Raw genomic sequence first — 23,808 nt, 5'->3', positions numbered from 1 at the left:
CCGCATGAGCGACTCCCTTGATCTCAGCCTGGACGGTGTAGAACGCCGCTCGCTGGCTGACTTCACCGAAAATGCCTACCTCAACTACTCCATGTACGTGATCATGGACCGCGCCTTGCCGCATATCGGCGACGGCCTGAAACCGGTACAGCGGCGTATCGTCTACGCCATGAGCGAGCTGGGGCTGGATGCCGATTCCAAGCACAAGAAATCGGCGCGTACCGTCGGTGACGTGCTCGGCAAGTTCCACCCCCACGGCGACTCGGCATGCTACGAAGCAATGGTGCTGATGGCACAGCCGTTCAGCTATCGCTACACGCTGGTCGACGGCCAGGGCAACTGGGGTGCGCCGGACGATCCGAAGTCCTTCGCCGCCATGCGTTACACCGAAGCGCGGCTGTCGCGCTATTCCGAGGTGCTGCTCAGCGAACTGGGCCAGGGCACCGCTGACTGGGGCCCGAACTTCGACGGCACCCTGCAGGAACCGCTGGTGTTGCCGGCACGCCTGCCGAACATTCTGCTCAACGGCACCACCGGTATCGCCGTAGGCATGGCCACCGATGTGCCGCCGCACAACCTGCGCGAAGTCGCCACCGCCTGCGTGCGCTTGCTGGATGAGCCGAAAGCCACGGTCGAACAGCTTTGCGAACACATTCAGGGTCCGGATTATCCGACCGAAGCGGAAATCATCACGCCGCGCGCCGACCTGCTGAAGATGTACGAAACCGGCAAGGGCTCGGTGCGCATGCGCGCCGTGTACCACGTCGAGGACGGCGACATCATCGTCACCGCGCTGCCGCATCAGGTCTCCGGGGCCAAGGTGCTGGAGCAGATCGCCGCGCTGATGCAGGCCAAACCGTCGAAAGCACCGCAGATCGCCGATCTGCGCGACGAATCCGACCACGAAAACCCGTGCCGCATCGTGATTATCCCGGTCAACAGCCGCGTCGATCACGAAGCGCTGATGCAGCATCTGTTCGCCAGCACCGAGCTGGAGTCGACCTACCGGGTCAACGTCAACATCATCGGTCTGGACGGCAAGCCGCAGCTGAAAAACCTCCGCGCCTTGCTGGTCGAATGGCTGGAATTCCGCGTGCTGACCGTGCGTCGCCGTCTGCAATTCCGCCTCGACAAGGTCGAGCGTCGCCTGCACCTGTTGGACGGTTTGCTGATCGCCTACCTCAATCTGGATGAAGTGATCCACATCATCCGTACCGAGGAGCACCCGAAAGCCAAACTGATCGAGCGTTTCGCCCTCAGCGAGATTCAGGCCGACTACATCCTCGACACCCGTCTACGTCAGTTGGCGCGACTGGAAGAGATGAAGCTGCGCGACGAGCAGGACGAACTGCTCAAGGAACAAGCCAAGCTGCAAGCCCTGCTGGGCAGCGAAGCCAAGCTGAAGAAACTGGTGCGCACCGAGCTGCTCAAAGACGCCGAAAGCTATGGCGACGACCGCCGCTCGCCGATCGTCGAGCGCGCCGAAGCCAAGGCGCTGAGCGAACACGATCTGCTGCCGAACGAGAAAGTCACCGTCGTGTTGTCGGAAAAAGGCTGGGTACGTTCGGCCAAGGGCCATGACATCGACGCCACCGGTCTGTCCTACAAGGCGGGCGACGGCTTCAAGACCTCGGCGGCGGGGCGCTCCAACCAGTTTGCCGTGTTCATCGACTCCACCGGCCGCAGCTATTCGGTCGCCGCTCACACCTTGCCGTCGGCCCGTGGCCAGGGCGAGCCGTTGACCGGCCGGCTGACGCCGCCACCGGGTGCTTCGTTTGAATGCGTGCTGATGCCCGAAGACGATGCGCTGTACGTGATCGCGTCCGATGCCGGTTACGGTTTCGTGGTCAAAGGTGAAGACCTGCAAGCCAAGAACAAGGCTGGCAAGGCCCTGTTGAGTCTGCCCAACAACGCCAAGGTCATCGCACCACGCCCGGTCGCCGATCGTGAGCAGAACTGGCTGGCCTCGGTCACGACCGAAGGTCGCCTGCTGATCTTCAAGATCAGCGATCTGCCACAATTGGGTAAGGGCAAAGGCAACAAGATCATCGGTATTTCCGGTGAGCGCGTGGCCAGCCGCGAAGAATATGTCACGGACATCGCCGTCCTGCCGGAAGGCGCCACCCTGGTGTTGCAGGCTGGCAAACGGACCCTGTCGCTGAAGGCCGACGACCTCGAGCACTACAAAGGTGAGCGTGGACGTCGCGGAAACAAACTTCCGCGTGGCTTCCAGCGGGTGGATGCGCTGCTCGTCGAAAACCTCAATTAGGCTGGAACGCCTTCCTAGAGCGTTCGATCTGCGATTAAACGCGTAGATCGACGCTTTGGCGCTGGAGTCGGAACGCATATTCACGGATGATATGGCCTTTCAAGCGCCGGCGTGGTCGAGCGTTCTTCATATTTATTGAGTATTTTCACTGTGGTCAGCCTTGTGGCGGCCACCTGGACGGGATGATGACTGCTCTACGCCCCCTTATTTTGTTGCTCGCCGGCGTTCTTGGCCTGGCGGGTTGCAGCGTTCACCAGCCGGTGTCGCTGTATCAACTGGACAGCGGAAGTCCGGTTCAGCCTGCGCAAAGCGCGGGCATGGCGGTTTTGCTGGGGCCAGTGGTTGTGGCCGATTACCTTCAGCGCGAAACCCTGCTGCAACGTCAACCGGACGGCAGCCTGCAAGCGGCGACCGACGGTCGTTGGGCTGGCAGCCTTTCGTCGGATATCGATCAGTTGCTGATGCGTCAGGTCGCCGGTCACCTGGACAGCCAGCGTGTGGTCCTGGCGCCTGCTACCGCCGGATTCACCCCGGATGTGCAGGTGCTGCTGACCATCACCCGTCTGGACTCGGGTGCGAAACAACCGGCGATTCTCGATGCGCAATGGCGTTTGATCGATCGTCGCGGCAAGGTGCGCGATAACCGCATCATTCATCTGCAGGAATTGCACGCTGGCAGCACCGCTTCGCAGGTGCAGGCGCAGGGGATCCTGTTGCAGCGGCTGGCCGAGCAACTGTCGGTAGCGCTCAAGCCACTCGCCAACCAGCCGCCAGTGGCCGAGGCCCCGCGTAAAGCCGCGCCGAAACCCGCAGCGCCGGCGGCGGATGCCGAGAAGCAACCGAAGATTCCGATGGCCTCGCCGATTCGTACCGATATGGAAGTGTTTCGCTTCTGAGGCTGGAACGAGTCAGAACAGAGCCCGCCTTGTGCGGGCTTTGTTGTGTCTGGAGGTGGGGTGGAAGATCAAAAGCCCCTCACCCTAGCCCTCTCCCGGAGGGAGAGGGGACCGACCGAGGTGTCTGCGTCTTATATCGACCTGAAAGATCTTGGCGATTATGGATTCAAGGCAGGGCGTTCAAGTCGGTGTAATTCTGGAATCTCCCCCAATCAGTCCCCTCTCCCTCCGGGAGAGGGCTAGGGTGAGGGGCTTTCAGTGATGCACACGATTCCAATAACGCCGCACACAAAAAAGCCCGCAGACAATCACTCATCTGCGGGCTGTTGCGTATCTGGCCTAAACCTTACGCCCGGCGCTCATGCATCCGCGCCAGTTGCCGCTCGAGCATCGACGGATAAGGCTCCATCAACCGCTCGACACAGCAAGCGCCTTCAGGGCTGGCGATCGGCCGGATCCGCGCACGTTGGCGGATCAGCGCGTCATCGCTGATCTTGCGCTCGACCAGCAGCAGGTTGCGGCTGTGCTGCGACAAGGCCAGTGCATCCTGGGCCGAATCGGTCAGCAGCAGATCAATCTGGCTCAGACCGAACAACTCATCGCCCAAGGTCAGGCCAAGCTGCAGTTGCAGAGTAATGCCGCTGTCCGCGACCTCGATCTGCAACTGATGACCCAGCGCCCGCAGCAGTTCGCCGCAGCAGATGGCATTGGTCAGGTAGTCGTCGCCGCAATCTTCGGTGTGGAACAGCAGGAGCGTGCTGCCATCGTTGAGGGTTTCGATTTCGCCCTGATACAGCGAAGCCGCCTGCTCAAGGCAGTCGCGATAGCGTTCCTGCAATTCTTCCAGACGTGCGCGAGGCAAGCGGCGCAGTTGTTCCTGCGAACCCAGTTGCACGGCCAGTACCGCAGTGTGCTGTGGCACGTCAGGGGTCGGTTTGCGCGTCAGCGGTTGTGCGGCGCCGGTGATCGATTCGTCGCGCAGGTCGGCGAAAGCGTCATCGTCATCATTGTCTTCGACGGTGCTGACCAAGTGACGCGGCGCCGGTTTTTTCGCGGCCAGCGGGCGGCTTTCGTCGAAGCTCGGATCACGCAGGTTACGCACCTCGAATTCCGGCTCGTCTTCATCCTCGGCGAATTCCGGCTCGGGTTCAGGCTCAGGCTCGGGTTCCGGGGCGTAGCTGGCGTGCAGCTGGCGCGCCAGATCGCCGATTTCATCCTGACGATCGATGCCCGGGGTGTGCGCGTCGATCCGGCGCAGCCACACGCGCAATTGCAACAGCGGCGTCGACAGATAACGACCCATGCGCAGGCTCAGGGCCAGCGACAGTGCCAGCAGAATCGCGCTCAAAATGCCCATGCTCTGCAGGCTGATGGTCATCGGCTGCTGGAACTGATCCATGTCCAGGCTGATGCGCAGTTGCCCGGCGGTCACGTCCTGAAAAGTGATCTTGCTCTCGTACATGCCCTCGGCTTCGCCCAACAGGCTGTGCTTGGGCCGCTGACCGGACTCGGCGAGGATACGGTTATCCACACTGTAGATCGCCGCATGGGCCACCAGTTTGTTCTTGGTCAGGTTGTTGAGCAGCACGTTGAGGCTGAGGATGTCATTGGACACCAGCAGCTCGGTGGCGGAGGTGGCGGTCTGCGTGGTCAGGCTTTCGCCCAGCGCATCGGCCTGCTCGTGCATGGCCTGCTTGAATTGCAGCCCCATCACCCCGGCATAGATCACCAGGGCCAGAGCGACCAGGATCACGTTGTGGCTGGCAATGCGCAATGCAATCGGTACACGGCGGTGGCGCAGTGCACGGAAGATCAGCAGGAAGAAGTTATCGGTTTTGACTGGCGTGGGCCGGTTCACTTGAGCTCGGCTCTTTGTCCGTGAAGTTGACGCGCAGTATAGCGACAGGCCCCAGACCGGCAAAGCGCTCGCGGTGCCCGATGGTCACTGAAAGTGGGTAGAATGCGGTTTTTTTCCAGTTGCGGGGGTGCGCGTTGCGCGAAATCGTCCTGATTAACATCACGGGAGTCGACCGTCCGGGTCTGACGGCGGCCATCACCGGTGTTCTGGCACAAGGTGGTGTGAACATTCTCGACATCGGTCAGGCGGTGATCCACGACACCCTGTCGTTCGGCATCCTGGTTGAAATTCCCGATTCCGAGCAGGGCAAGTCGGTGCTCAAGGACATCCTGTTCAAAGGCTACGAACTCGACCAGCAAGTCCGCTTCACCCCGGTGTCCGAAGAGGATTACCAGCAGTGGGTGGGCAATCAGGGCAAGAAACGCCATATCGTTACTCTGCTGACGCGCAAAGTCACCGCCGGCCAATTGCAGGCTGTCAGCGCGATCACCGCCAAATATGGCCTGAACATTGACCATATCGACCGTTTGTCAGGGCGCATGCCGCTGGACACCCCGGCCGACAAGGGCAAGGGCTGCATCGAATTCTCCGTGCGCGGCGAAGCCGCCGATCCGCAGGCCTTGCGCGCCGAATTCCTCAGCGTCGCGCAGGAATTGAACGTCGACATCGCCTTTCAGGAAGATTCGCTGTTCCGCCGCAACCGGCGCCTGGCGGTATTCGACATGGACTCGACGCTGATCGAAGCGGAAGTCATCGATGAGCTGGCCAAGGCAGCAGGCGTGGGCGATCGGGTTTCGGAAATCACTGAGCGCGCGATGGCCGGCGAACTGGATTTCCGTGCCAGTTTCAAAGAGCGTCTGGCCCTGCTCAAGGGCCTCGACGTCAGCGTGCTTGACTCGATCGGCGCCTCGCTGCGTCTGACCGAAGGCGCCGAAACCCTGTTCGCCGAACTCAAGCGCCTCGGTTACAAAACCGCGATTCTGTCCGGCGGCTTCACTTATTTCGCCAAACAGCTGCAAGCCAGACTTGGCATCGACTACGTGTTCGCCAACGAGCTGGAAGTGGTCGACGGCAAGTGCACCGGCGTGGCGATCGAGCCGATTGTCGATGCACAGCGCAAGGCGGATCTGCTCAAGGAACTGGCGCACAAGGAAGGTCTGCGCCTGGAGCAGACCATTGCCGTCGGCGACGGCGCCAACGACCTGCCGATGCTGGCAATTGCCGGTTTGGGTGTGGCGTTCCGCGCCAAGCCGCTGGTCAAGCAGTCGGCGAAGCAGGCGATTTCAACGCTGGGTCTCGATGGTGTGTTGTATCTGTTGGGCTTCCGCGATCGCGACGGGCAGCTTTGAGTTCTTGAGCGCCTGAACCAGCCCCTTCGCGAGCAGGCTCGCTCCCACAGGGAACCTCATTCCAGTGTGGGAGCGAGCCTGCTCGCGAAGGCCGCGCCTCGGTCTAGAGCGAATTCCACAACGAATCGAAATCCTCTTCACCCCCGCCATTCTGCGCAGGATCCAGCGAGCGATAGGCGAACTGGTTGAAACTGTGGGTACTCGCCCCCCGCCGATCCAGCCCGGCGCGGTGTTCCTCGCCTTGAGTGTTGATCAGCACTTTGTTGCCTTCCTGAAACGGCAGGCGCGGCGCCAGTACGGTGGCCGGCAAGTCGATCGCGCTGATCTCCGGCAGCAGCAAAGCGCGCAAATAATGGCCGTGATCGTCCTTTGAACGCACCAGTTGCAGGCCGCACGGCTGGGCGTGTGGCGCGACCAGTTCGATGCCCATCTGCGTGCCGCTGCCGCGTACCTGGCGGATCCAGCGAATCACCGCAATGCTCCAGCCTCTGCTTTCGCTGTCCTGAATGCCGAGCATTTCCCCGGCCTGCAATTCGGCGGGCACCTCGCTCGGCCAGGCCAGGCAATAGCCGCCGGGGCTGTGGTTGATCACGGGCAAGGCGTAGGTCGGATAGTTCGGCGCGTTGCCGGGGCCTTCATCCTCGGCTAATTGGTCGTACTGGATTTCTTCGTACGGCAACAGCTCATCGTTACTTTGCGGTGCGGCGTCGAACGCCTGACTCCAGCTGTCCTTTTCGCCGTTGGCGACCACGCTGCTGAAATTTGCCGCGCGGGCACCGGGATGTTTGAGCAATTCGCTGAAGGTGCGCTCGCCGCCGAGGTAGAAGTGCAGGGCGCTCATGCCGACGCACACGGTCAATGTGCCTTGCCCGGCGCTGCGCTGGAAGCTGCGTTCGGCAGCCTGGCCCCAGGTGGCGTGCAGATGTTGCAGGGTATCGATGCTGAGGCCGGCGGAGACGGGTAAGGGTGTCGAGGTCGGCTGCTGCAGCAAATGCGTTTCGAGCTGCTTGACCAGCGGTTGCGGATCGAAGCCCAGCAGTCCGCTCTGTTGTTCGCTGCGAAACATCTTGCGGTAGCGTGGACCGACATCGAGTTCCGGGCTGACCGCAAACAAACCGTCGTCTGCGCGGCCTGGATGCAGTGTGAGCAGGGCGCTCCAGGGTTCGATGACCTCGGCGAGACGGGCAATCTGGCTCTGACGCAACTGATTGCAACGGGCACTGCCCAGCAGCAGGGCGGCGATGTAGGTCTGCTCCACGCTCAAATCGCTGGTCAGATAAGCCAGATCATCGCGCAGTCGCCGCTGCTGCAGCTGTAATTCAGAAGCGCTGCGATACAGCTGATGCAGTTCGAACCACACATGTTCGGGCGGCGAGCTGTACAGCTGCGTTGCGCGCACCAGTTGCGCCTTGAGAGCATGCGCGGCGCGTTGCAAGGCGGTGCTGACCAGCGTCGCGCGATCCTTGCTGTATTTCGGCAGGATGCGCAGGACGATCTGTTTATAGCCGATGGCCAGCTGACCCTGCAGCGCCTGGCAAAGGTTGCTGACCTTGCGCGAGCGCTCGTCGAGCATGATCGCCTGATGCAAAAAATGCCGTTCCAGATGCTGGCAGACGAAATACACCTCGGGCCGCAGCAACTCCAGCAGTTGCAGGCGATTATCGCTGGGGGTGAGCAGCAGGTTGAGTTCGCCCAGGCCCTGATAGAGCAGGCGCGCGGTTTCGCCGATGTTGGCCTTGGGCAGGCCAGCGATCCAGCGCTTGAGGTCGCGCGGGGTGGCGTCGCAGAACGACAGGCGCGTTTGCGTAGGAGTCGGAGCGCGTAACTTGGGAGGGAAGAGGTTTTGGCTCATGAGCAAAACCATAGCAGCAATTGCCGCGGTTTGCGGAAGCAGCCTCGGCTGCTTCCGCGAACAGGATCACGCTCTTGGCAGTGCCAGACCCTGGCCCATCTGCACTGGCGAGCCGGCCACCAGCTCTTCGGCCCACTTCACCTGATCCGGGCCAAACAGCACGATCGCCGTCGAACCGAGCTTGAAGCGCCCCAGTTCAGCGCCTTTCTCCAAGTGAATCGGTGCGCGCGCGGCTTCGTCGTAGCGGAAGGTTTTCAACTCGCGCTTTGGTGGCGTGACCAGACCGGCCCACACGGTTTCGATCGAAGCGACAATCATCGCGCCGACCAGCACCACCGCCATCGGTCCGCGTTCGGTGTCGAAGATGCACGCCACGCGCTCGTTGCGGGCGAACAGCTCGGGAACGTTCTCGGCGGTGGTCTGATTCACCGAGAAGATCCGGCCCGGGATGTAGACCATTTCGCGCAGGGTGCCGGCCAGCGGCATGTGCACGCGGTGGTAGTCCTTCGGCGACAGGTAAATGGTGGCGAAGTCACCGCCCATGAATGGCGCGGCGTTGGCCGCATCACCGCCGAGCAATTCGAGCACGCTGAAACTGTGGCCCTTGGCCTGGAACACGCGACCGTGCTCGATCGGGCCGAGCTGGCTGACCGCGCCGTCGGCCGGGCTGAGGATCGCGCCCGGGGTTTCGTCCAGCGGACGCGCGCCGTCTTTCAGGGCGCGGGTGAAGAATGCGTTGAAGTGCTCGTAAGCGGTCAGGTCTTCGACCAGCGCTTGCGACATGTCCACTTGATAACGCTTGGCAAACCACTGGGTGAAGGCATTCTTGAACCAGCGCACGCGGCATTCGGCGATGCAACCGGCCAGGCGCGACAGCAGGTGATGCGGCAGCAGGTATTGGCTGAGGATAAACAGACGCTCTTTCATTAGTTGTCCTTGGAAGCTTGAATCTCGACAGGCGTGTCGGGGTGGTTGCCCCATTCGCCCCAGGAACCGGCGTAGCCCTTGACCCGCGGATAACCGAGGGATTTGGCCACCAGATAAGTGAAGCCCGACCGGTGATGGGTCTGGCAGTGGGTAATGATTTCCTTGTCCTTGGTGATCCCGAGGTTTTCGAGGATCTGCGGCATGTCGGTGCGAATGCGCAGCTGGCGTGCCTGATCCATGCCGGCAGTCCATTCGAAATTGACCGCGCCGGGGATGTGGCCGCCCTTGGCGGCGAGGACTTTCTCGCCGGAATATTCCAGCGGCCCGCGCGCATCCCAGATCGCCAGATCGGCGGCGCCGAGACGGCTTTGCAGGTATTCGCGGGTGGCGGTCGGTTCATCGTGCAGGGTCAGCGACACCGGGCCGCCGACCGCGGCGGGCACCTGGATCGACATGGGCATGCCGGCCGCCAGCCAGGCCGGCAGGCCACCGTCTATATAGTGGTACTTGTCGTGGCCAATAACGTCGAGCAGCCAGATGAAGCGCCCGGCCCAACCGCCGCCTTCATCGTCATACACCACGTAGACCGCGTCCTTGCGATGGCCAAGCTCACCGAACAACGCTTGCAGATCGGCTTTCGCCGGCATCAGTCCCGGCGCCGGCGGCTGGCCGAGCTGGGTGCGTTTCGGATCGACAAAGCGTGCGCCGGGCAAGTGACCTTCGGCATACCGGGCAGGGCTGGTCAGGTCCACCAGAATCAGTTCCGGGGACTCCAGGCGCGGCAGCAGGTCGCTCGGCTCGATGACGAGCGGCAAGCCAGAGAAGTCAGACATGTGAGGTCTCCAGAGCACAAAGGGGAGGATTGTAGCGCAGGCTCATTGGCCGCGGCTGCTAAAGCTGTGCAGGGCTTTTTCGATGCACTGCGCGGTTTTGCCGAAGGCCTGCACGGTGATGTCGGCGACCGGCCCGCCGCCCTGATCGGCGACGACAATCATGATCACCCGGCCATTGTTGACCAATGAACGCAGGAACAGATGCTCGCCGCGAAACAGCGTGCGCAGCCCCGCAGGTAACAAGGCGGAGAACTGAGCGTTGTTCTCCGGGGTGATTCGCACCTGTGCCTGCTGGGCGAGCAGACGCTGCAGGACTTTGCTTTGGCTGACGGCAAAACTCAGCGCTGCCGCGTCCTTCGGCAGGCCAGCGGTTTGCTGCACGCGAAGGGTCGAGTGGGTGCGGTCAGCCATCAGAATCATCACCCGGCGCATGCCGCTGGCCACCAGTGCCTCGCGGGCAGCGACGGTCAGGCTCATCGCGTTGGTGAAGCGGCTGGGCTCGGCGAGCAGCTCGGCGCATTGCCGACGCCATTGGCCCAGATCTTCCGAATTGGGTGCTGCTGCCGGGAGCATGCCGGCAGGCAAGCGACGGCTGCCCCACGGCCAGATCAGCGAAACCGCCGGGTGCCACAGATCGGGCATTGCATGCTGGCGTGCGCTGTTCGCCGCTTGCTGGTGCAACTGTTGCTGCACTTCGTCCATCGAGATTTGCAGGTACAGGCTGGTCAGGTACTGCCAGCGTTTGCTGTGCGGACTGTCCCAGGCCTGTTGCGCCGACAGCGCCAGGCCGTTGGCCAGCAGCACGGTATTCGCCGGTTGGTTGAGCCAGCGCCGTAGCGTCGGGTCATCGTCGAGGCGGTTCTGCTGGCGCAGCGGGTGTTCGCTGTCACGGGCGATGCGCAGCACTTTGACCAGTTCGCGTTGTTCGCTGAGCAGCAATTTGTAGCCTTGCTCCACCCAGATCGGCAGGTGCCAGGCATGCACCAGTGCCTCGGCAATTTTCAACAGGCGCACGCCGAACAACTGTCTTTCAACCACACGTGCCGATTCGCCCTTGTGGATCACCCGCAATTCCCACTCTTCGAGCAACTGGGGATAGGTCAGCGCCAACGGCCACAGCGGCGAGAGGAACAACAGGCTGCCCCAATGAATGTCCTGCCACAGCCGTGCCAGGCGACTGGCGAAAAAACCGTTGGCCTGTTGCGTCGCATGCTGGCTGATCAACTGCAACTGGCGCAGGGCCTTGGGGATCTGCATGTGCGCTTCGGCGGGCAGGCGCGCGAGCAGTTCTTCGGTACGGGCCAGGCCCAGGCGATTGATTGCCACCTCAAGATTTTCCGCCGGCGCAGCCATCGTGCCGTGGGTGTGACGATTCGCCTCACGGATGATGCTCAAGGCCAGCGCCGGGCTGTCCTGCATCAGGTCGGCGATATCGCGCAGCGAGCTGCGGTTGTCGCGGATTGCCCGGCAGACTTTGTCGTGAGCCTCTTGCGGCACGGGCAGGCGGACGCTGTCGAGCAGCTTGACCCACGCCTGGAGGGTGGTCGGTTTTACCGATGGAATGTTCGTTTCATTAGCCATGTCTGGACGAGATCTTCACTGACTGTAGACGCGCCCGGCATGGGCTAAATTGGCTTTTCGCCTGAACTGGCTATAGTCTGGCGCAGTTTTGCCGATAAGTAGAAGAAGAGATTTTTTAACTTCCGAATATGACCTTGAACCCGACTTAAACAAGTACCTTCTACCTATGGCTAAAATTATCGGCATCATCGTCGTATTCGCGAGCGTGCTCGGCGGATACGTGCTCTCCCACGGCAAGATTGCCGCCCTGATCCAGCCCTTCGAGGTGATGATCATCGGCGGTGCGGCCCTCGGCGCTTTCCTCCAGGCCAACCCCGGTTACATGACGATGCACGTGCTCAAGAAATCCCTGAGCATGTTCGGTTCGCGCTTCACCCACACCTTCTACCTGGAAGTGCTCGGGCTGATCTACGAGATCCTCAACAAGAGCCGCCGCGAAGGCATGATGGCTATCGAGGGCGACATCGAAGATGCCGCCGCGAGCCCGATCTTCGCCAAGTACCCTGCCGTGCTCAAGGATGAACGCATGACCGCGTTCGTCTGCGATTACCTGCGCATCATGTCCTCCGGCAACATGGCCCCGCATGAACTGGAAGGCCTGTTCGACATGGAGCTGTACAGCCTCAAGGAAGACCTCGAACACCCATCGCACGCGGTCAACGGCATCGCCGACGGCATGCCCGGTTTCGGTATCGTCGCGGCGGTACTCGGTATTGTGGTTACCATGGCCTCGCTGGGCGAGGGCGACCAGGCGTCGATCGGTCTGCACGTGGGTGCGGCACTGGTCGGTACCTTCTTCGGTATTCTCGCGGCGTACGGTTTCTTCGGCCCGCTGGCGCATTCCCTGGCCCACGATGCCAAGGAAGAGCTGAACGTCTACGAAGCCATCAAGGCCTCGCTGGTGGCTTCGGCATCCGGCATGCCGCCGTCGCTGGCGGTCGAGTTCGGCCGCAAGGTTCTGTACCCGGCGCACCGTCCAAGCTTTGCCGAGCTGGAACAAGCGGTTCGCGGTCGTTAAGTTATGGAAAATAATCAGCCGATCATCGTCAAGCGCGTCAAGCGCATTGCCGCCGGGCACCACGGCGGGGCGTGGAAAATCGCCTTTGCCGACTTTGCCACGGCGATGATGGCGTTCTTTCTGGTGCTGTGGCTGCTGTCCACCGCCACGCCGGAACAGAAGATCGCCATCGCCGGTTATTTCAAGGACCCGGTCGGTTTCTCCGAAAGCGGCACGCCGTACATCATCGATCTCGGTGGCACGCCGACCCTGGCGCCGGAAAACACCCTCAACCCGGAAGTGAAGTCGCAGCCGCAGCCTGACAAGGTCACGGTCGATACCGAACAGGTGGAAGGCATGGCCGAACAGGTCGAGAAGGAGCGTCTCGAACTGCTGCTGCAAGAACTGCAGAACAAGGTCGACGAGAACCCGCAACTGCAGAAATTCAAGGATCAGATCCTCTTCGAAATCACGCCGAACGGCTTGCGCATCCAGATCATGGACGCTGAGAACCGGCCGATGTTCGACTCCGGTTCCGCGCGCCTGAAACCGTACTTCGAAGACATCCTGCTGGCCATGGCCGACACCATCAAAGCGGTGCCGAACAAGATCAGCATCAGTGGCCACACCGACGCCAAGCCATACATCGGCACTGGCGATTACGGCAACTGGGAACTCTCGGCCAACCGTGCCAACGCGGCTCGTCGTGCCTTGGTCGCCGGCAGCTATCCGGATGCGCAAGTGGCGCGTGTGGTGGGTTATGCCTCGTCGGCATTGTTCGACCGGGAAAACCCGTTCAACCCGGTGAACCGCCGGATCGACATTGTCGTGCTGACCAAAAAAGCCCAGGCGGCGATTGAAGGCGCGCAGGGTCCTGAGGCGGCGAAACCGGCGGATCAGGGGCAGAACGGTGCTGCTCCGGCAGCCCCGGTTGATCCGAACGCATTGCCGGCGGACAAGCAGCCAGTGCCGGCCCACGAGTTGCGCGAACGCTTGAATCTGTTCGATGACGCCGCGCCGAAGCCGGCCGAGCCGGGGGGGGCCGCGCCAGCGCCTGCGCCGAAGCAGTAAGTGACAAAAAAGCCGACAGTGATGTCGGCTTTTTTGTCAGGATTTTTTTTCGGCTTGAGAGTTGTGTAACCAGACAGACCTCTGCCCCTCACCCCAGCCCTCTCCCGAGGGAGAGGGAGCCGATTTCCGGGGGGCCAAAACCTGAGTTCGACTGAGTAATTTCAAGTCGACGTTATTCTTGAACGCGACACGGTCAGTCCCCTCTCCCTCCGGGAGAGGGTTAGGGTGAGGGGCTTTTCAGACGTGACGGCGTTCTAGAACCCACGACGAATCCGATTCTTCAACTGTTCATGAAACATCTCTGCATCACGCTTGTAGGCCCCTTTCACCGACTCGCTGATCGAGTCCAGCGTCATCGAGCGCTGGTTCGACACCTCATCCCGATACGCCTCGATAAAGAAATCCAGATCGCTGGCCGTGCTCAGCTTCGGCCACTTGTCCAGATAGATCGGCAGTTCAGCCGGCCCGGTCTTGAACGTACAGATCCGCCGATTACTGATCGTCGCCTCGCCAATCTCAAACGGCACCCACCACGACAGCGCTGTCCTCTCCGACACCACCGCCAGCAAATGCGTGCATTCGGTGATGTTGCGGGTGATGACCCCGGTGATGTCGTCGGTGGTCTGCGATTCCGGATCGAGCACGTCCAGGTAAGTCCTGATCTTCGCCTGAGTCAGGCGGGTGTTGATGGCAATCGCATGAGCGCGATCCATATGGCGGTAGCTGATAAAGACGGGCATCAGAAGTGTCCTTTGAGGGCGAGTTCGCGGTAATAGGCGCCGAGCGCCGTCAGGCGGCAGCCGGTCGAGTGAATCGCGGCGTAATACATGTGCTCGGCGTCGACCGGTTCGATCAGGCTGTGGCGGTTGCACTTCTGCAACTGGGCGAAGACCTCGCCATGCTCGGGCACGAACGCCTTTTCAGTCGGCTCATAGCTGGGATCGAGCGGGAACACCGATTCGGCTTCGGCGAACCAGTCCGGCAATTTGCGCAGGATGTCCTTGGGGATCAGCGGCGAGACTTCGCGCAGGGAAATGAACTGCGACACATTGGTCTTGAACACCGGACGCTGTTCCCAGGCGCCGAGGGCGTTGTCCACGAAGGAATACAGGCTGCCGGGGGTGATCTTGCCGAGGATGTTCGCCGCGCCGCCATGCAGCGCTTGCAGGAGCAGGCCGGTGAATACGCCATGCTGCGCGCCCTCCATGGCCGGCTCGGTTTTTTTGCAAGCGGTGAGAATGCTCATGCCTTCGCCGACCATGCTGCTCTCGCTGCGCAAGGCTCGCACTTCGCCGGCCGAGCCGCTCTGGCAGCAGTCGAGGATGATCACTTTGTTTTTGATCCGCGTGGCTTTGTCCGCCCAGTTGAGAATGTCGCTGATGCGGATGCCGTCCTTGGGGGTACGGGAATCCTGGGGGATCAGCATGCCTTCATCGCTGTCGGCGTCGAAATCACCATGGCCGGCGAAGTACAGCAGAGCGACGTTGCTGTCGCCGGAAAACAACTCGCGGATCTGGTCCTCGATTTTCTCCCGGCTCAGATAATCCTCAGCGGACGTCAACACGACATTCTTGAAATTGGGGTCGCCATTGGCGTTGGTTTTGAGTACCGACGCCATGGCCATGGCGTCGTTGCAACAGCCGCTCAACCCGCAAATATGCGCATAGTCATTGATGCCGATAAACAGTGCCTTGCGCATGGTTACAGCACCGTGTGCAGGCTGTTCGCGCTGACGATTCTGTGGGGATTGCACACGTGGACGATGCGAGACGATTGGCTGATGAATGAATGACAGCTTTGCATTGGATTCCTCTTGGATCGCAGTAAGCGAAGGAGGAAACGAATGTAGGCCGCTGGTAAAGACCTACAAGGTCCAAGCGGCAAAACAGAAAGGTCCTACAGGCAGGCGCGCAAAAGCCTACAGACAGGGCTGATGTTTAAGAAGGGAGTGATTGTGTCAGATGCGATCCGACAACCGGCAACCCATGGCGCGGGGTTGCCGGCGCGGCTGTTTAATAGCCGTTTTCAGGCAGGCTGGCGATGATCGAGCGGTAGCTGTTCATGCGCTGCTGCTGGATGCGGCCGTCTTCGAGCGCCTTGAGCAGCGCGCAACCCGGTTCGCGATCGTGCTTGCAGTCGCGGAAGCGGCAGGTGCCGAGCAAGTCGTCGAACTCGATGAAACCGGCTTCGACATCGGCGCGGCTGACGTGGCCGAGACCGAATTCGCGGATGCCCGGGGAGTCGATCAGTTCGCCGCCGCCGGGGAAGTGGAACAGACGCGCGGTGGTGGTGGTGTGCGTGCCCTGTCCGGACAGCTCGGACAACGGCCCGACACGGGTTTCGACTTCCGGCAGCAGGCTGTTGACCAGCGACGATTTGCCGACGCCGGACTGGCCGACGAATACGCTGATGCGCCCGTCGAGCTGCTTTTGCAGCTGTTCCATGCCGTCGCCGTGCTGCGCCGAAACTTCCAGCACCGGGTAACCCAGCGTGCGATACACCGCCAGCAACGCGTTGAGCGCCGGGGCGTTCTGCTCGTCGATCAGGTCGAATTTGTTCAGCAGCAGAAGCGGGCGGATGCCGGCATGTTCGGCGGCAACCAGATAGCGGTCGATCAGGTTGGCGTGGGGCTCGGGCAGCGGCGCGAAAACGATGACGATCATGTCGACGTTGGCGGCAACCGGCTTGAGCTGACCACGGCTGTCCGGGCGGCACAGTTCAGTGCTGCGCGGCAGTTGCGCGACGATCACGCCGATGCCTTGGTTACCGGCGCGCCAGACGACTTTGTCGCCAGTCACCAGCGCCGGCAGGTTGGCGCGCAAGTGACAGCGGAACACTTGACCGGCGAGTTCGCCGTCAACGGCCTCGACTTCGACCTGTACACCGAAGTGAGCGATCACCAGGCCGTGTTGCTCAGGGCCGAGGTCACCGCCCTCGAGGGCTTCGACCGCCGAGGACTCGCGTTTGGCGGCGCGTGCGGCGCGCTCGCCCTGAATCTTTTCGATGCGCCAGTTTTGACGACGATTGAGTTGGCGTTTGGCCATGGGTGTTCCGTCTGAAGAATGCAGCGATTAGGTAAAACGGCCGCGAGTTTAGCACGCCCGGCCACCGGCCTAGGCTAAACTGCGCAGCATTGCCTAGGAGCCCGAATATGCAAAACCCGCAGAACCTGATCTGGATCGACCTGGAGATGACCGGTCTGGACCCGGACAACGACGTGATCATCGAAATGGCTACCATCGTCACCGACAGTGAGCTGAACACATTGGCTGAAGGTCCGGTAATCGCCATCCATCACAGCGACGAAGTCCTTGCGCGCATGGATGAGTGGAACACCCGCACTCACGGCAACTCCGGCCTGACCCAGCGTGTGCGCGAGAGCCGCATCAGCATGGCCGAGGCCGAAGCCGAAACCATCGCCTTCCTGGAACAATGGGTGCCGAAGGGCAAGTCGCCGATCTGCGGCAACAGCATCTGCCAGGACCGTCGCTTCCTTTACACCCATATGAAGGCGCTGGAAAGCTACTTCCACTATCGCAACCTCGACGTTTCCACACTCAAGGAACTGGCCGCGCGCTGGGCGCCGGACGTGCGTGACAGCTTCAAGAAGGGCAGCACGCACCTGGCGCTGGACGACATTCGCGAATCCATCGCCGAGTTGCAGCATTACCGTAAGCATTTCATCAAGTTCTGATGGTGTTGTGCAGGAGCTGCCACAGGTGGCTCCTGTGCCTCGGACCAGCGCCGGGTACGCACGTTCTGGGTTTGCAGCGAAAATGTTGAAACCATTCAGATCGGTGCTTCCATTAAAGTTTGCTGACACCGTCATCCGCAGTAATGGGACAACGCTGTCGAGCAGGCATGACAGCAGTATCAGCATTGAAGCCATCCTGCCGGTCACCTACGCGATTGAGCAATTCCGTTGGGAAGATGTCTGGTACGACGGCGGATTCAGGAATCAACGTATTTACAAATACTATCTCGGCCTGTATCCCCATTCGCAGCAAGTCAAGTTGGTGGACTGGATTGCTGAAGGTCCGGTAAAGAATGTGGTATTTGCTTTCGGTAATAAAGTCGAAGCATGGAATGCAGTGTTTCAGGCAGGAATTCTGCTTCGCCCGGACAGGGAAGTTTTTCGCTTCACCGCTCTGGATCAATTCGGCACTGAGCATAAGTTGGCTATCCGCACTGACTTCAAAGAACGAAGCTTCAGGCTGGAACGAGGTTGATACTTCATTTTTTCTGAAATCCCACCGCCGGCATTCCGTTCCGTCACCCATGACGGCGGCTTTGAATCGGAGCGAGCTTGGCGTCATCTCTGTCAGTGCCGGCGCCTAGTGGCTAAACTGCGCGCCTCACTGCCAGGATTGCCCCCATGTTGCTGATGCTCTATCTGATTGCCATCACCGCTGAAGCCATGACTGGCGCGCTGTCTGCCGGTCGTCGCGGCATGGACTGGTTCGGTGTGGTGCTGATTGCCTGCATCACGGCGTTGGGCGGTGGCTCAGTGCGTGATGTGTTGCTTGGGCATTATCCGCTGACCTGGGTCAAGCACCCGGAATACCTGGTGCTGACCTCGGTTGCGGCAATGTTCACCGTATTCACCGCGCGCTGGATGCGCCATCTGCGCTCGCTGTTCCTGGTGCTCGACGCTGTCGGTCTGGTGGCGTTTACGCTGATCGGCTGCATGACCGCTCTGGAAATGGGCCATGGCATGCTGGTGGCTTCGGTCAGCGGCGTGATCACCGGGGTATTCGGCGGCATCCTGCGGGATATTTTCTGCAACGACATTCCGCTGATTTTTCGGCGCGAACTGTATGCGAGTGTCTCCTTCGCTGCCGCGTGGTGCTACATGCTGTGTCTTTATTTGAATGTGCCGAGCGAACAAGCCATTTTGATCACACTATTCGGCGGGTTTTTGTTACGTCTGCTTGCCATCCGTTTCCATTGGGAAATGCCAAAATTCGTTTATAACGACGAGCATTAATAACTTTGCAGGGATTATTGGCCTGTCGAATAAAGTCCGGTAAATCGTCATGGGCTTGCAAGTGTATGTTTCTTACATTTTTCGCTTTGCTGTTTATTTGAAGGGTCTGTAGTTTTTTTGTTGGCACCTTTTCGATGTCAATATTCAAATACAACTTTTCAAGGAAATGCATCATGAGTGAAAGCATGGACGCTACACACGGTCAGCAAACCATTGCGCCAGTACTTACAGGCCTCGCCCGTTTAAGCGTCAAGTTCGACGCCAATGACAGTACTCGCAGCAAAACACTGTTCGGTAATGGCCGGATGCAGGTCAAGGTTCAAGTTCTGGTTACCGGGGTAGACGCCGACGGCAATACCATGCACGTACCGGCTGATGTAATGGACAGTATCGAGCTCATTCATTACAGCACCGGCAATACGTTGCGCGACGGCTGGGCCGCGAGCACTGTGCAAGGTCGCTTTACCCTTGAGGCAAGGCCTTCACTCACTGCCTCAGAGGTTCACGACGATGATCTGGAAAATGATAGTGCCCATCCGCAGGTACGCACGTTCTGGGTATCCACGTCCAGCGCCGGGACCACCCGGATTGGCGCGCGTCTGTCTCTGAACGGTGAGAGGATTCTCAGCAACGGAACCACACTTTCCAGTGTCCAGGACAGCAGTGTAACCATCGAAGCACAACCCCCTTCGGCGTACTCCATGGAAGAATTTCGTTGGTATCAAACCCGGCGCGGCGACGAATTGCCGGGTAATCGGATCTGGAGCTATCGTCTGGGACTGTATCCGCGGGGGCAGCAGATCAAGCTGGTCGATTGGGTTGTAGACGGTATAGAGAAAGGGGCTGATCATGATTTTGCGGGGGGTAACAGGCTTAATGAAAGCAAAACCAATTATATGAAGGTCATTCTTGCCAGCCCTGAAACCCGTGAGGTGACAGTGTCCTTGCCGGTTAAAGGTGATCCTTTTGTATTCGCTTTTTTCCCCGACGCCCATACCTGGGAGGACGAGAATTATACTGTCAGGGTTCAGAGCGACGGCGAGTTTACCGTCGTACAAGCGCTGTCGGAATACTCGAAAATCGGAAAAGCATTCAAATACGGAAATAAACTTTATTTTCTGGCCATTGATGAACACGGCACGGAGCATAGGCTGGCGATTCGCGTGAACTTCTACGAGCGTAATTTATACCTGGAGCGAGGTTGAGTCTCCACTGATGCAATGTCGGTGGATGGAATAGATATATATATGCTTTTTGGCATGACGACTACCGATAAGCTGCGGTGTTCAGTTATCAGGTAATCGCACCGAACGTGCTGTTATTTATATCTAGCGTTGGCCCTCCAGCTATGCGAGGGCCAACACACCCATATATCAAGGATGAGTAGTCATGACTGGCAAACCGCCCAGAGTCAAACCTGTACCCGCCCCAACCAAAACCCCCGATTTCAGCGTAGAGGATGCTCACTGGTCATCCTCCGTTTCTTCATCAACGCCGGCTCTGCCCATCCCGCGCCGCCTGGAGCCCGCGCATCCTTCTCTGGCGCCTGCCCCGGCCGCATTGACGCCAGAGATCTGGGTGAGCGTGAACCCGAGCTCTTCCGTGATCAATGAACTCACGATGCACGTCGCGAAGTCTTCACTGGCAGATTACTGGATACCCACACCCAAAAAACTCGGCGAGTTCGATGCGCAAGGCATGCGGATCGTGAAGCAGCGTCAGTATGTTGCCGTAGACGATGACCATATGGTGCAAGTGGTGCTGGATGTCGAGAGTGGCCTGTTTCGTGCCACGCTGGCCAGTGAACTCGACCCTTCCGGCCCGCTGATGAAACTCGACAGCGAGGGCCGGTTCTGGGGCCCGCTTGACAGCGATTTCGCCACCGTCACCGATTCAATATCAGTACAAACCGCACAACTTTTCCGCCGGATGGGTCGTTCTGTGGCGCAGTTTTCCGACGCCACGGTTGCACGCCTGCTGGCAGTGAGTGGCGTCGATGAAGTCGTCCTGCGCGATGTGCTCATTAATGATCGTCCTGCGCCGTTTTTACTGGAGGACACCATCAGGCGCTTCGAACTTGATCAGAAGATTCAGGCGCAGGGACGCGGGGCCGCACCTGAGCGGTTTACGAGGTTCAAGGAACTGGAAGACGCATTTGAAGCCAATTGCGATGAACATACTTTACGGATGCGCCGGGTATTTCCAAATCTACCGAAAACGGCTGCACTGGCGATATGGCGCAACATGAGCGCCGCCGAGCGTTTACATATGCACAACCAGCCTGGCATGCCACAGCGAGTGGCGAAAGAGGCACTGGTGGCGCTTCGGGATATTCGCCTGGCGAGGGCCAGGGAAGGTATTTATCTGGAGGCGGTATCCAATCTGGACAGTGATCGGCTAGTGCTGCATATGCTCGGAAATCTCGCGAACTGGCCGCGGCAGATTGCTTTCGAGATTCGCCAGGGGGCTGGGGACGGGCCTGTGCTCAGCACTAGCGGCGACGCCCGGTCGCCGTTTCGTCACATACTGATTCGTGAGGATGATGGCTATGTCATCCAAAGCAGCGACGCCCAAATACCTGAGGACTCGAAGGATCTGTATTCAGCCATCTGGCTTGTGTTGTTGCCCGGGCATCGCCGTTTGCTGGGTGTGACAGAAGGTGGGGGCGCGGCACTGCAACAGCTGATCCGTGCACTGCCGTTGCCGTCGCACCATGCCGTGAACGAATTGCTGGGGATGCCGACGCTTCCGGTTACCGCCGATCCTGCCATCGCGCGATATGGGCAAACGGGGCATCTGCGAGGGGGAGGTGACGACAACCCGCTATCGCCAAAGTCCATTGTAGAGCGCGTACGTAATCTATATCCGCATCTTCCAGATGAGGAGGTGACGGCATTTATCACTGAGCGCTTGAAGAGTGATTCATCAGAGGTTTTGTTTCGCCTGGAAACAGAGCTTGCGACGTTGCGTGAGGAATTGGCGGTATGGACGGCCGAAGGGACATTACCCCATACACCGACAGCGCAACCAGAAGGCGCGCCGACACCCGCCGGACAGCGCCAGGCTCGCGAGCAATTCAGCACAAAGTTGCAAGCTATCTGGCAACGCAAGTCGGTTTCGAAGTGGGACGAGGGAGACGATCATTTTTCTCACTACGTTGATTTTTCGGGTGAATTACCAAGGTTGTCCAGCCGGTTTGAATATGTAACAGAGTTGATATTGACCGCAAATGAACCGATAGCACGGATAGGTGCATTTCTTGACAGTTTTCCAAATCTTCAATCTTTGGGAGTCTTTGGCATAAAGACAGAGGAATTCCCGTCAGGAATATTTCAAATGCGCCAGTTAAGCGATCTTGCGCTGGACGGGTGCTCGCTGACACTATCCGAGGCCACAGTTGAAGGATTGTCCAGAATTGAAACGCTTACCCGCTTGAATTTGGCAAACAATCCTCTGACAGTTACTCCGCATGTAGGTCACATGGCTGGCTTGACCGGATTGATGCTGAGCAACGCAAATCTTTCAAGCATTCCTTTAGGCATAGATCGGCTCACGAAACTGGGTGTCGTGGCATTGCATGATAATAATATTTCAGACGTGGGACATGAACTGTTAGAGATTCCGGATACCCAGGATCTGTTCATCGGTTTATTGAATAATCCGCTGAGTGCCGAGTCAAGGCAGCGGATTGGTCACTATCTTGAAAGTTCCAGTATGGATCGAAAGGTGGAAATCCACACGGAGGATCTAGTTTTACAGTCCGACTCCGATAGTGAGTCCTCGGAGAGCGGTTTTTCGACAGGTTCAGAGAGTGACTGAATATTGGTTAAAGTAACGACTCCTTTGTTTTGCTGACATAGCCAGACAAGAAATAGACTACTCGAGGGCTCCGCTTCTGATTCTGTGACGGTCAGGTCGGGAGGGGAGCAATCATTGAGTGCCAGAACCAAAGGATGGCAGGGGAGTTGTTGCAGGCGGTGCTATAAAACTCACGCTTCTTGAAGATATTAGTATTTATGTAAGTTGTTGGAGGTGATGTTGAAATATTACTTCCTCATAATTTGTCTAATGTCGCAGCTGTTATTCTTTAAATCGAGCCTCAATACTTTGCTGAGTCCTTAAAGGGCGAAATCTTCAATCAGCCAGGTATTGTTAAATGTTTAATGATCATATTGGTATTTCTCGTATCGAGGTAAAACTCGACGCCACAAGGTCGGGCCAGCATAAAGTGCTGTATGCCAATGGACGTATGCAGGTGCGCGTGTTGGTGCTTCTGCACGGGATCGATAACAACGGCGATGGTGCATCACTGCATGGGCACCCCGCCTTACAGTCCCTGCGACTTATTGACTATAACGGTGCTCGACCGCTGGAAGGGGCCTGGAGCGTTTCGTTGCAGGAAAACCGTTATGCCCACGAAATGTCAGGTGGGGCTCCGCGGATTACCGAAATCCCACGTGCCACGCATAACCGGATAAGCGACGACTCTGATCCGGTGCAGATTTTTCAGTTTTGGGTTTCGGCCACCCGGCCTGGTGTCATGGAAGTAGCCGCTGAAATCGTTATGGATAACGTGGTATTGCGAAGTAACGGAATTGGTTTTGACAGCAGTGTCGCACTGGAGGCGATCCCGCCGAAAAAATATAACCAGAGTAGTTTTTCTCTTCACAAGTACGGCACGTTCAGCGAAAGAGTCTACGAGGAACGCATTCAGTATTTTCATCTCGGACTTCACGCTGACGGTCGTCAGATTCAGCTGCTCGACTGGTATAGCAACGATATAGAGCTTAACCCGTATGATGCTGAAGATGCAGTGATGGTGTACTCGTCAGGCACGATAAACCACTACAGTGGCGGCGGCAGAACTTTCTATGGTTATCTGGCGCCGATATACGGACGATCGGCCTCGGTCAATACTCCTCTCGGTTACATTACCTTTCCGATTAACGATGTGCAGGGCGTGTTGACTCTTGTGCAGCGCACGACTCTGCAGACAGAGGAGAAGCCGGCAACCGGCGAAACCTTCGAAGTTGCCGTTATTGATGAGTTCGGTACGGAGCACTGGCTTGGTATCAAAGGTGATATAGAGCAGCGAACTTTCATTCTGGGTGAATCGAAGCGTTCGACAAAACAATTTGCCTGATTTCATCTGCATGGTCAGCGGGTTCTCGCTGGCCGTTTTTTGATC

Annotated in this window: 19 protein-coding genes; 11 read left to right on the top strand and 8 right to left on the bottom strand. The window is 59.0% G+C overall.

Annotated elements, in window-relative coordinates:
* Positions 1-4: 4 nt before the first annotated feature.
* Both parC and AEQ63_RS09775 read left to right on the top strand, forming a co-directional pair.
* Positions 5-2,269: a DNA topoisomerase IV subunit A gene (parC, locus tag AEQ63_RS09780; protein ID WP_064363138.1), complete on the top strand. Its 2,265-nt coding sequence runs from the start codon at positions 5-7 to the stop codon at positions 2,267-2,269.
* 185 nt (positions 2,270-2,454) lie between these two features.
* On the top strand, positions 2,455-3,165 hold the full coding sequence (locus AEQ63_RS09775) for a PqiC family protein (protein WP_039756820.1): 711 nt from the start codon (positions 2,455-2,457) through the stop codon (positions 3,163-3,165).
* 346 nt (positions 3,166-3,511) lie between these two features.
* Here the strand turns inward: AEQ63_RS09775 and AEQ63_RS09770 are convergent, their stop codons facing one another.
* Positions 3,512-5,023 carry an AhpA/YtjB family protein gene (locus AEQ63_RS09770; protein ID WP_064363135.1) on the bottom strand — a complete coding sequence of 504 codons (1,512 nt, stop codon included), beginning with the start codon at positions 5,021-5,023 and terminating at the stop codon, positions 3,512-3,514.
* A 134-nt stretch (positions 5,024-5,157) separates the two neighbouring features.
* Here AEQ63_RS09770 and serB point away from each other — a divergent pair, with 134 nt between their 5' ends.
* The gene (serB, locus tag AEQ63_RS09765) at positions 5,158-6,372 is read left to right on the top strand and encodes a phosphoserine phosphatase SerB (protein WP_041477650.1); all 1,215 of its coding nucleotides are present in this window, start codon (positions 5,158-5,160) and stop codon (positions 6,370-6,372) included.
* Between the two features lie 103 nt (positions 6,373-6,475).
* On the opposite strand, the gene AEQ63_RS09760 is transcribed toward serB, so the two are convergent.
* The 4 genes from AEQ63_RS09760 to AEQ63_RS09745 all read right to left on the bottom strand — a co-directional run bounded on the left by AEQ63_RS09760 (position 6,476) and on the right by AEQ63_RS09745 (position 11,565).
* Entirely contained in the window at positions 6,476-8,224 is a 1,749-nt protein-coding gene (locus AEQ63_RS09760; protein ID WP_064363132.1) for a hypothetical protein, read from the bottom strand.
* Between the two features lie 66 nt (positions 8,225-8,290).
* Positions 8,291-9,151 carry an archaetidylserine decarboxylase gene (gene asd / locus AEQ63_RS09755; RefSeq protein ID WP_064363130.1) on the bottom strand — a complete coding sequence of 287 codons (861 nt, stop codon included), beginning with the start codon at positions 9,149-9,151 and terminating at the stop codon, positions 8,291-8,293.
* Positions 9,151-9,984: a thiosulfate sulfurtransferase gene (gene rhdA, locus AEQ63_RS09750; protein WP_064363127.1), complete on the bottom strand. Its 834-nt coding sequence runs from the start codon at positions 9,982-9,984 to the stop codon at positions 9,151-9,153. The genes asd and rhdA overlap by 1 nt, the downstream gene beginning before the upstream one ends.
* 42 nt (positions 9,985-10,026) lie before the next feature.
* On the bottom strand, positions 10,027-11,565 hold the full coding sequence (locus tag AEQ63_RS09745; protein ID WP_064363126.1) for an HDOD domain-containing protein: 1,539 nt from the start codon (positions 11,563-11,565) through the stop codon (positions 10,027-10,029).
* Between the two features lie 166 nt (positions 11,566-11,731).
* Between AEQ63_RS09745 and motA the strand changes: the two genes are divergently transcribed.
* Both motA and motB read left to right on the top strand, forming a co-directional pair.
* Positions 11,732-12,583 (top strand): flagellar motor stator protein MotA, encoded by an 852-nt coding sequence (gene motA, locus AEQ63_RS09740; RefSeq protein ID WP_024011357.1) that lies wholly within the window; start codon positions 11,732-11,734, stop codon positions 12,581-12,583.
* Between the two features lie 3 nt (positions 12,584-12,586).
* A complete protein-coding gene (motB, locus tag AEQ63_RS09735) occupies positions 12,587-13,633 on the top strand; it encodes a flagellar motor protein MotB (RefSeq protein WP_064363123.1) in 1,047 nt (348 codons plus the stop codon).
* 254 nt (positions 13,634-13,887) lie between these two features.
* Here the strand turns inward: motB and AEQ63_RS09730 are convergent, their stop codons facing one another.
* The 3 genes from AEQ63_RS09730 to rsgA all read right to left on the bottom strand — a co-directional run bounded on the left by AEQ63_RS09730 (position 13,888) and on the right by rsgA (position 16,677).
* Positions 13,888-14,373, bottom strand: a complete 486-nt coding sequence (locus AEQ63_RS09730) for a toll/interleukin-1 receptor domain-containing protein (protein ID WP_042607791.1) — start codon at positions 14,371-14,373, stop codon at positions 13,888-13,890.
* Positions 14,373-15,332 (bottom strand): caspase family protein, encoded by a 960-nt coding sequence (locus AEQ63_RS09725; protein WP_064363121.1) that lies wholly within the window; start codon positions 15,330-15,332, stop codon positions 14,373-14,375. The genes AEQ63_RS09730 and AEQ63_RS09725 overlap by 1 nt, the downstream gene beginning before the upstream one ends.
* Positions 15,333-15,645: 313 nt before the next feature.
* Entirely contained in the window at positions 15,646-16,677 is a 1,032-nt protein-coding gene (rsgA, locus tag AEQ63_RS09720) for a small ribosomal subunit biogenesis GTPase RsgA (RefSeq protein WP_064363119.1), read from the bottom strand.
* Positions 16,678-16,784: 107 nt separating this feature from the next.
* Here rsgA and orn point away from each other — a divergent pair, with 107 nt between their 5' ends.
* From orn to AEQ63_RS09690, 6 genes are all read left to right on the top strand, one after another.
* Positions 16,785-17,327 carry an oligoribonuclease gene (orn, locus tag AEQ63_RS09715; protein ID WP_042607793.1) on the top strand — a complete coding sequence of 181 codons (543 nt, stop codon included), beginning with the start codon at positions 16,785-16,787 and terminating at the stop codon, positions 17,325-17,327.
* A 25-nt stretch (positions 17,328-17,352) separates the two neighbouring features.
* The gene (locus AEQ63_RS09710) at positions 17,353-17,862 is read left to right on the top strand and encodes a hypothetical protein (RefSeq protein WP_064363118.1); all 510 of its coding nucleotides are present in this window, start codon (positions 17,353-17,355) and stop codon (positions 17,860-17,862) included.
* A gap of 146 nt (positions 17,863-18,008) precedes the next feature.
* The gene (locus AEQ63_RS09705; protein ID WP_042607795.1) at positions 18,009-18,620 is read left to right on the top strand and encodes a trimeric intracellular cation channel family protein; all 612 of its coding nucleotides are present in this window, start codon (positions 18,009-18,011) and stop codon (positions 18,618-18,620) included.
* 173 nt (positions 18,621-18,793) lie between these two features.
* Positions 18,794-19,825: a hypothetical protein gene (locus AEQ63_RS09700; RefSeq protein ID WP_064363117.1), complete on the top strand. Its 1,032-nt coding sequence runs from the start codon at positions 18,794-18,796 to the stop codon at positions 19,823-19,825.
* 184 nt (positions 19,826-20,009) lie between these two features.
* The gene (locus tag AEQ63_RS09695) at positions 20,010-22,439 is read left to right on the top strand and encodes a DUF6543 domain-containing protein (protein ID WP_152972345.1); all 2,430 of its coding nucleotides are present in this window, start codon (positions 20,010-20,012) and stop codon (positions 22,437-22,439) included.
* A 337-nt stretch (positions 22,440-22,776) separates the two neighbouring features.
* The gene (locus tag AEQ63_RS09690) at positions 22,777-23,763 is read left to right on the top strand and encodes a hypothetical protein (RefSeq protein ID WP_064363113.1); all 987 of its coding nucleotides are present in this window, start codon (positions 22,777-22,779) and stop codon (positions 23,761-23,763) included.
* Positions 23,764-23,808: the final 45 nt, after the last annotated feature.

It is taken from the genome of Pseudomonas sp. RIT-PI-o (assembly GCF_001297215.1).
Classification (GTDB): Bacteria; Pseudomonadota; Gammaproteobacteria; order Pseudomonadales; family Pseudomonadaceae; genus Aquipseudomonas; species Aquipseudomonas moraviensis_A.
This window is presented reverse-complemented; position numbering and strand designations above follow the sequence as displayed.

Bases quoted from the DNA above. Each gene is read 5' to 3' on its own strand.
- AEQ63_RS09760 (WP_064363132.1), bottom strand. From the start codon at position 8,224: ATGAGCCAAAACCTCTTCCCTCCCAAGTTACGCGCTCCGACTCCTACG.
- AEQ63_RS09700 (WP_064363117.1), top strand. From the start codon at position 18,794: ATGAGTGAAAGCATGGACGCTACACACGGTCAGCAAACCATTGCGCCA.
- AEQ63_RS09730 (WP_042607791.1), bottom strand. From the start codon at position 14,373: ATGCCCGTCTTTATCAGCTACCGCCATATGGATCGCGCTCATGCGATT.
- motA (WP_024011357.1), top strand. From the start codon at position 11,732: ATGGCTAAAATTATCGGCATCATCGTCGTATTCGCGAGCGTGCTCGGC.
- motB (WP_064363123.1), top strand. From the start codon at position 12,587: ATGGAAAATAATCAGCCGATCATCGTCAAGCGCGTCAAGCGCATTGCC.
- AEQ63_RS09690 (WP_064363113.1), top strand. From the start codon at position 22,777: ATGTTTAATGATCATATTGGTATTTCTCGTATCGAGGTAAAACTCGAC.
- AEQ63_RS09775 (WP_039756820.1), top strand. From the start codon at position 2,455: ATGACTGCTCTACGCCCCCTTATTTTGTTGCTCGCCGGCGTTCTTGGC.
- asd (WP_064363130.1), bottom strand. From the start codon at position 9,151: ATGAAAGAGCGTCTGTTTATCCTCAGCCAATACCTGCTGCCGCATCAC.
- orn (WP_042607793.1), top strand. From the start codon at position 16,785: ATGCAAAACCCGCAGAACCTGATCTGGATCGACCTGGAGATGACCGGT.
- AEQ63_RS09745 (WP_064363126.1), bottom strand. From the start codon at position 11,565: ATGGCTAATGAAACGAACATTCCATCGGTAAAACCGACCACCCTCCAG.
- AEQ63_RS09725 (WP_064363121.1), bottom strand. From the start codon at position 15,332: ATGCGCAAGGCACTGTTTATCGGCATCAATGACTATGCGCATATTTGC.
- rhdA (WP_064363127.1), bottom strand. From the start codon at position 9,984: ATGTCTGACTTCTCTGGCTTGCCGCTCGTCATCGAGCCGAGCGACCTG.
- rsgA (WP_064363119.1), bottom strand. From the start codon at position 16,677: ATGGCCAAACGCCAACTCAATCGTCGTCAAAACTGGCGCATCGAAAAG.
- parC (WP_064363138.1), top strand. From the start codon at position 5: ATGAGCGACTCCCTTGATCTCAGCCTGGACGGTGTAGAACGCCGCTCG.
- AEQ63_RS09705 (WP_042607795.1), top strand. From the start codon at position 18,009: ATGTTGCTGATGCTCTATCTGATTGCCATCACCGCTGAAGCCATGACT.
- AEQ63_RS09695 (WP_152972345.1), top strand. From the start codon at position 20,010: ATGACTGGCAAACCGCCCAGAGTCAAACCTGTACCCGCCCCAACCAAA.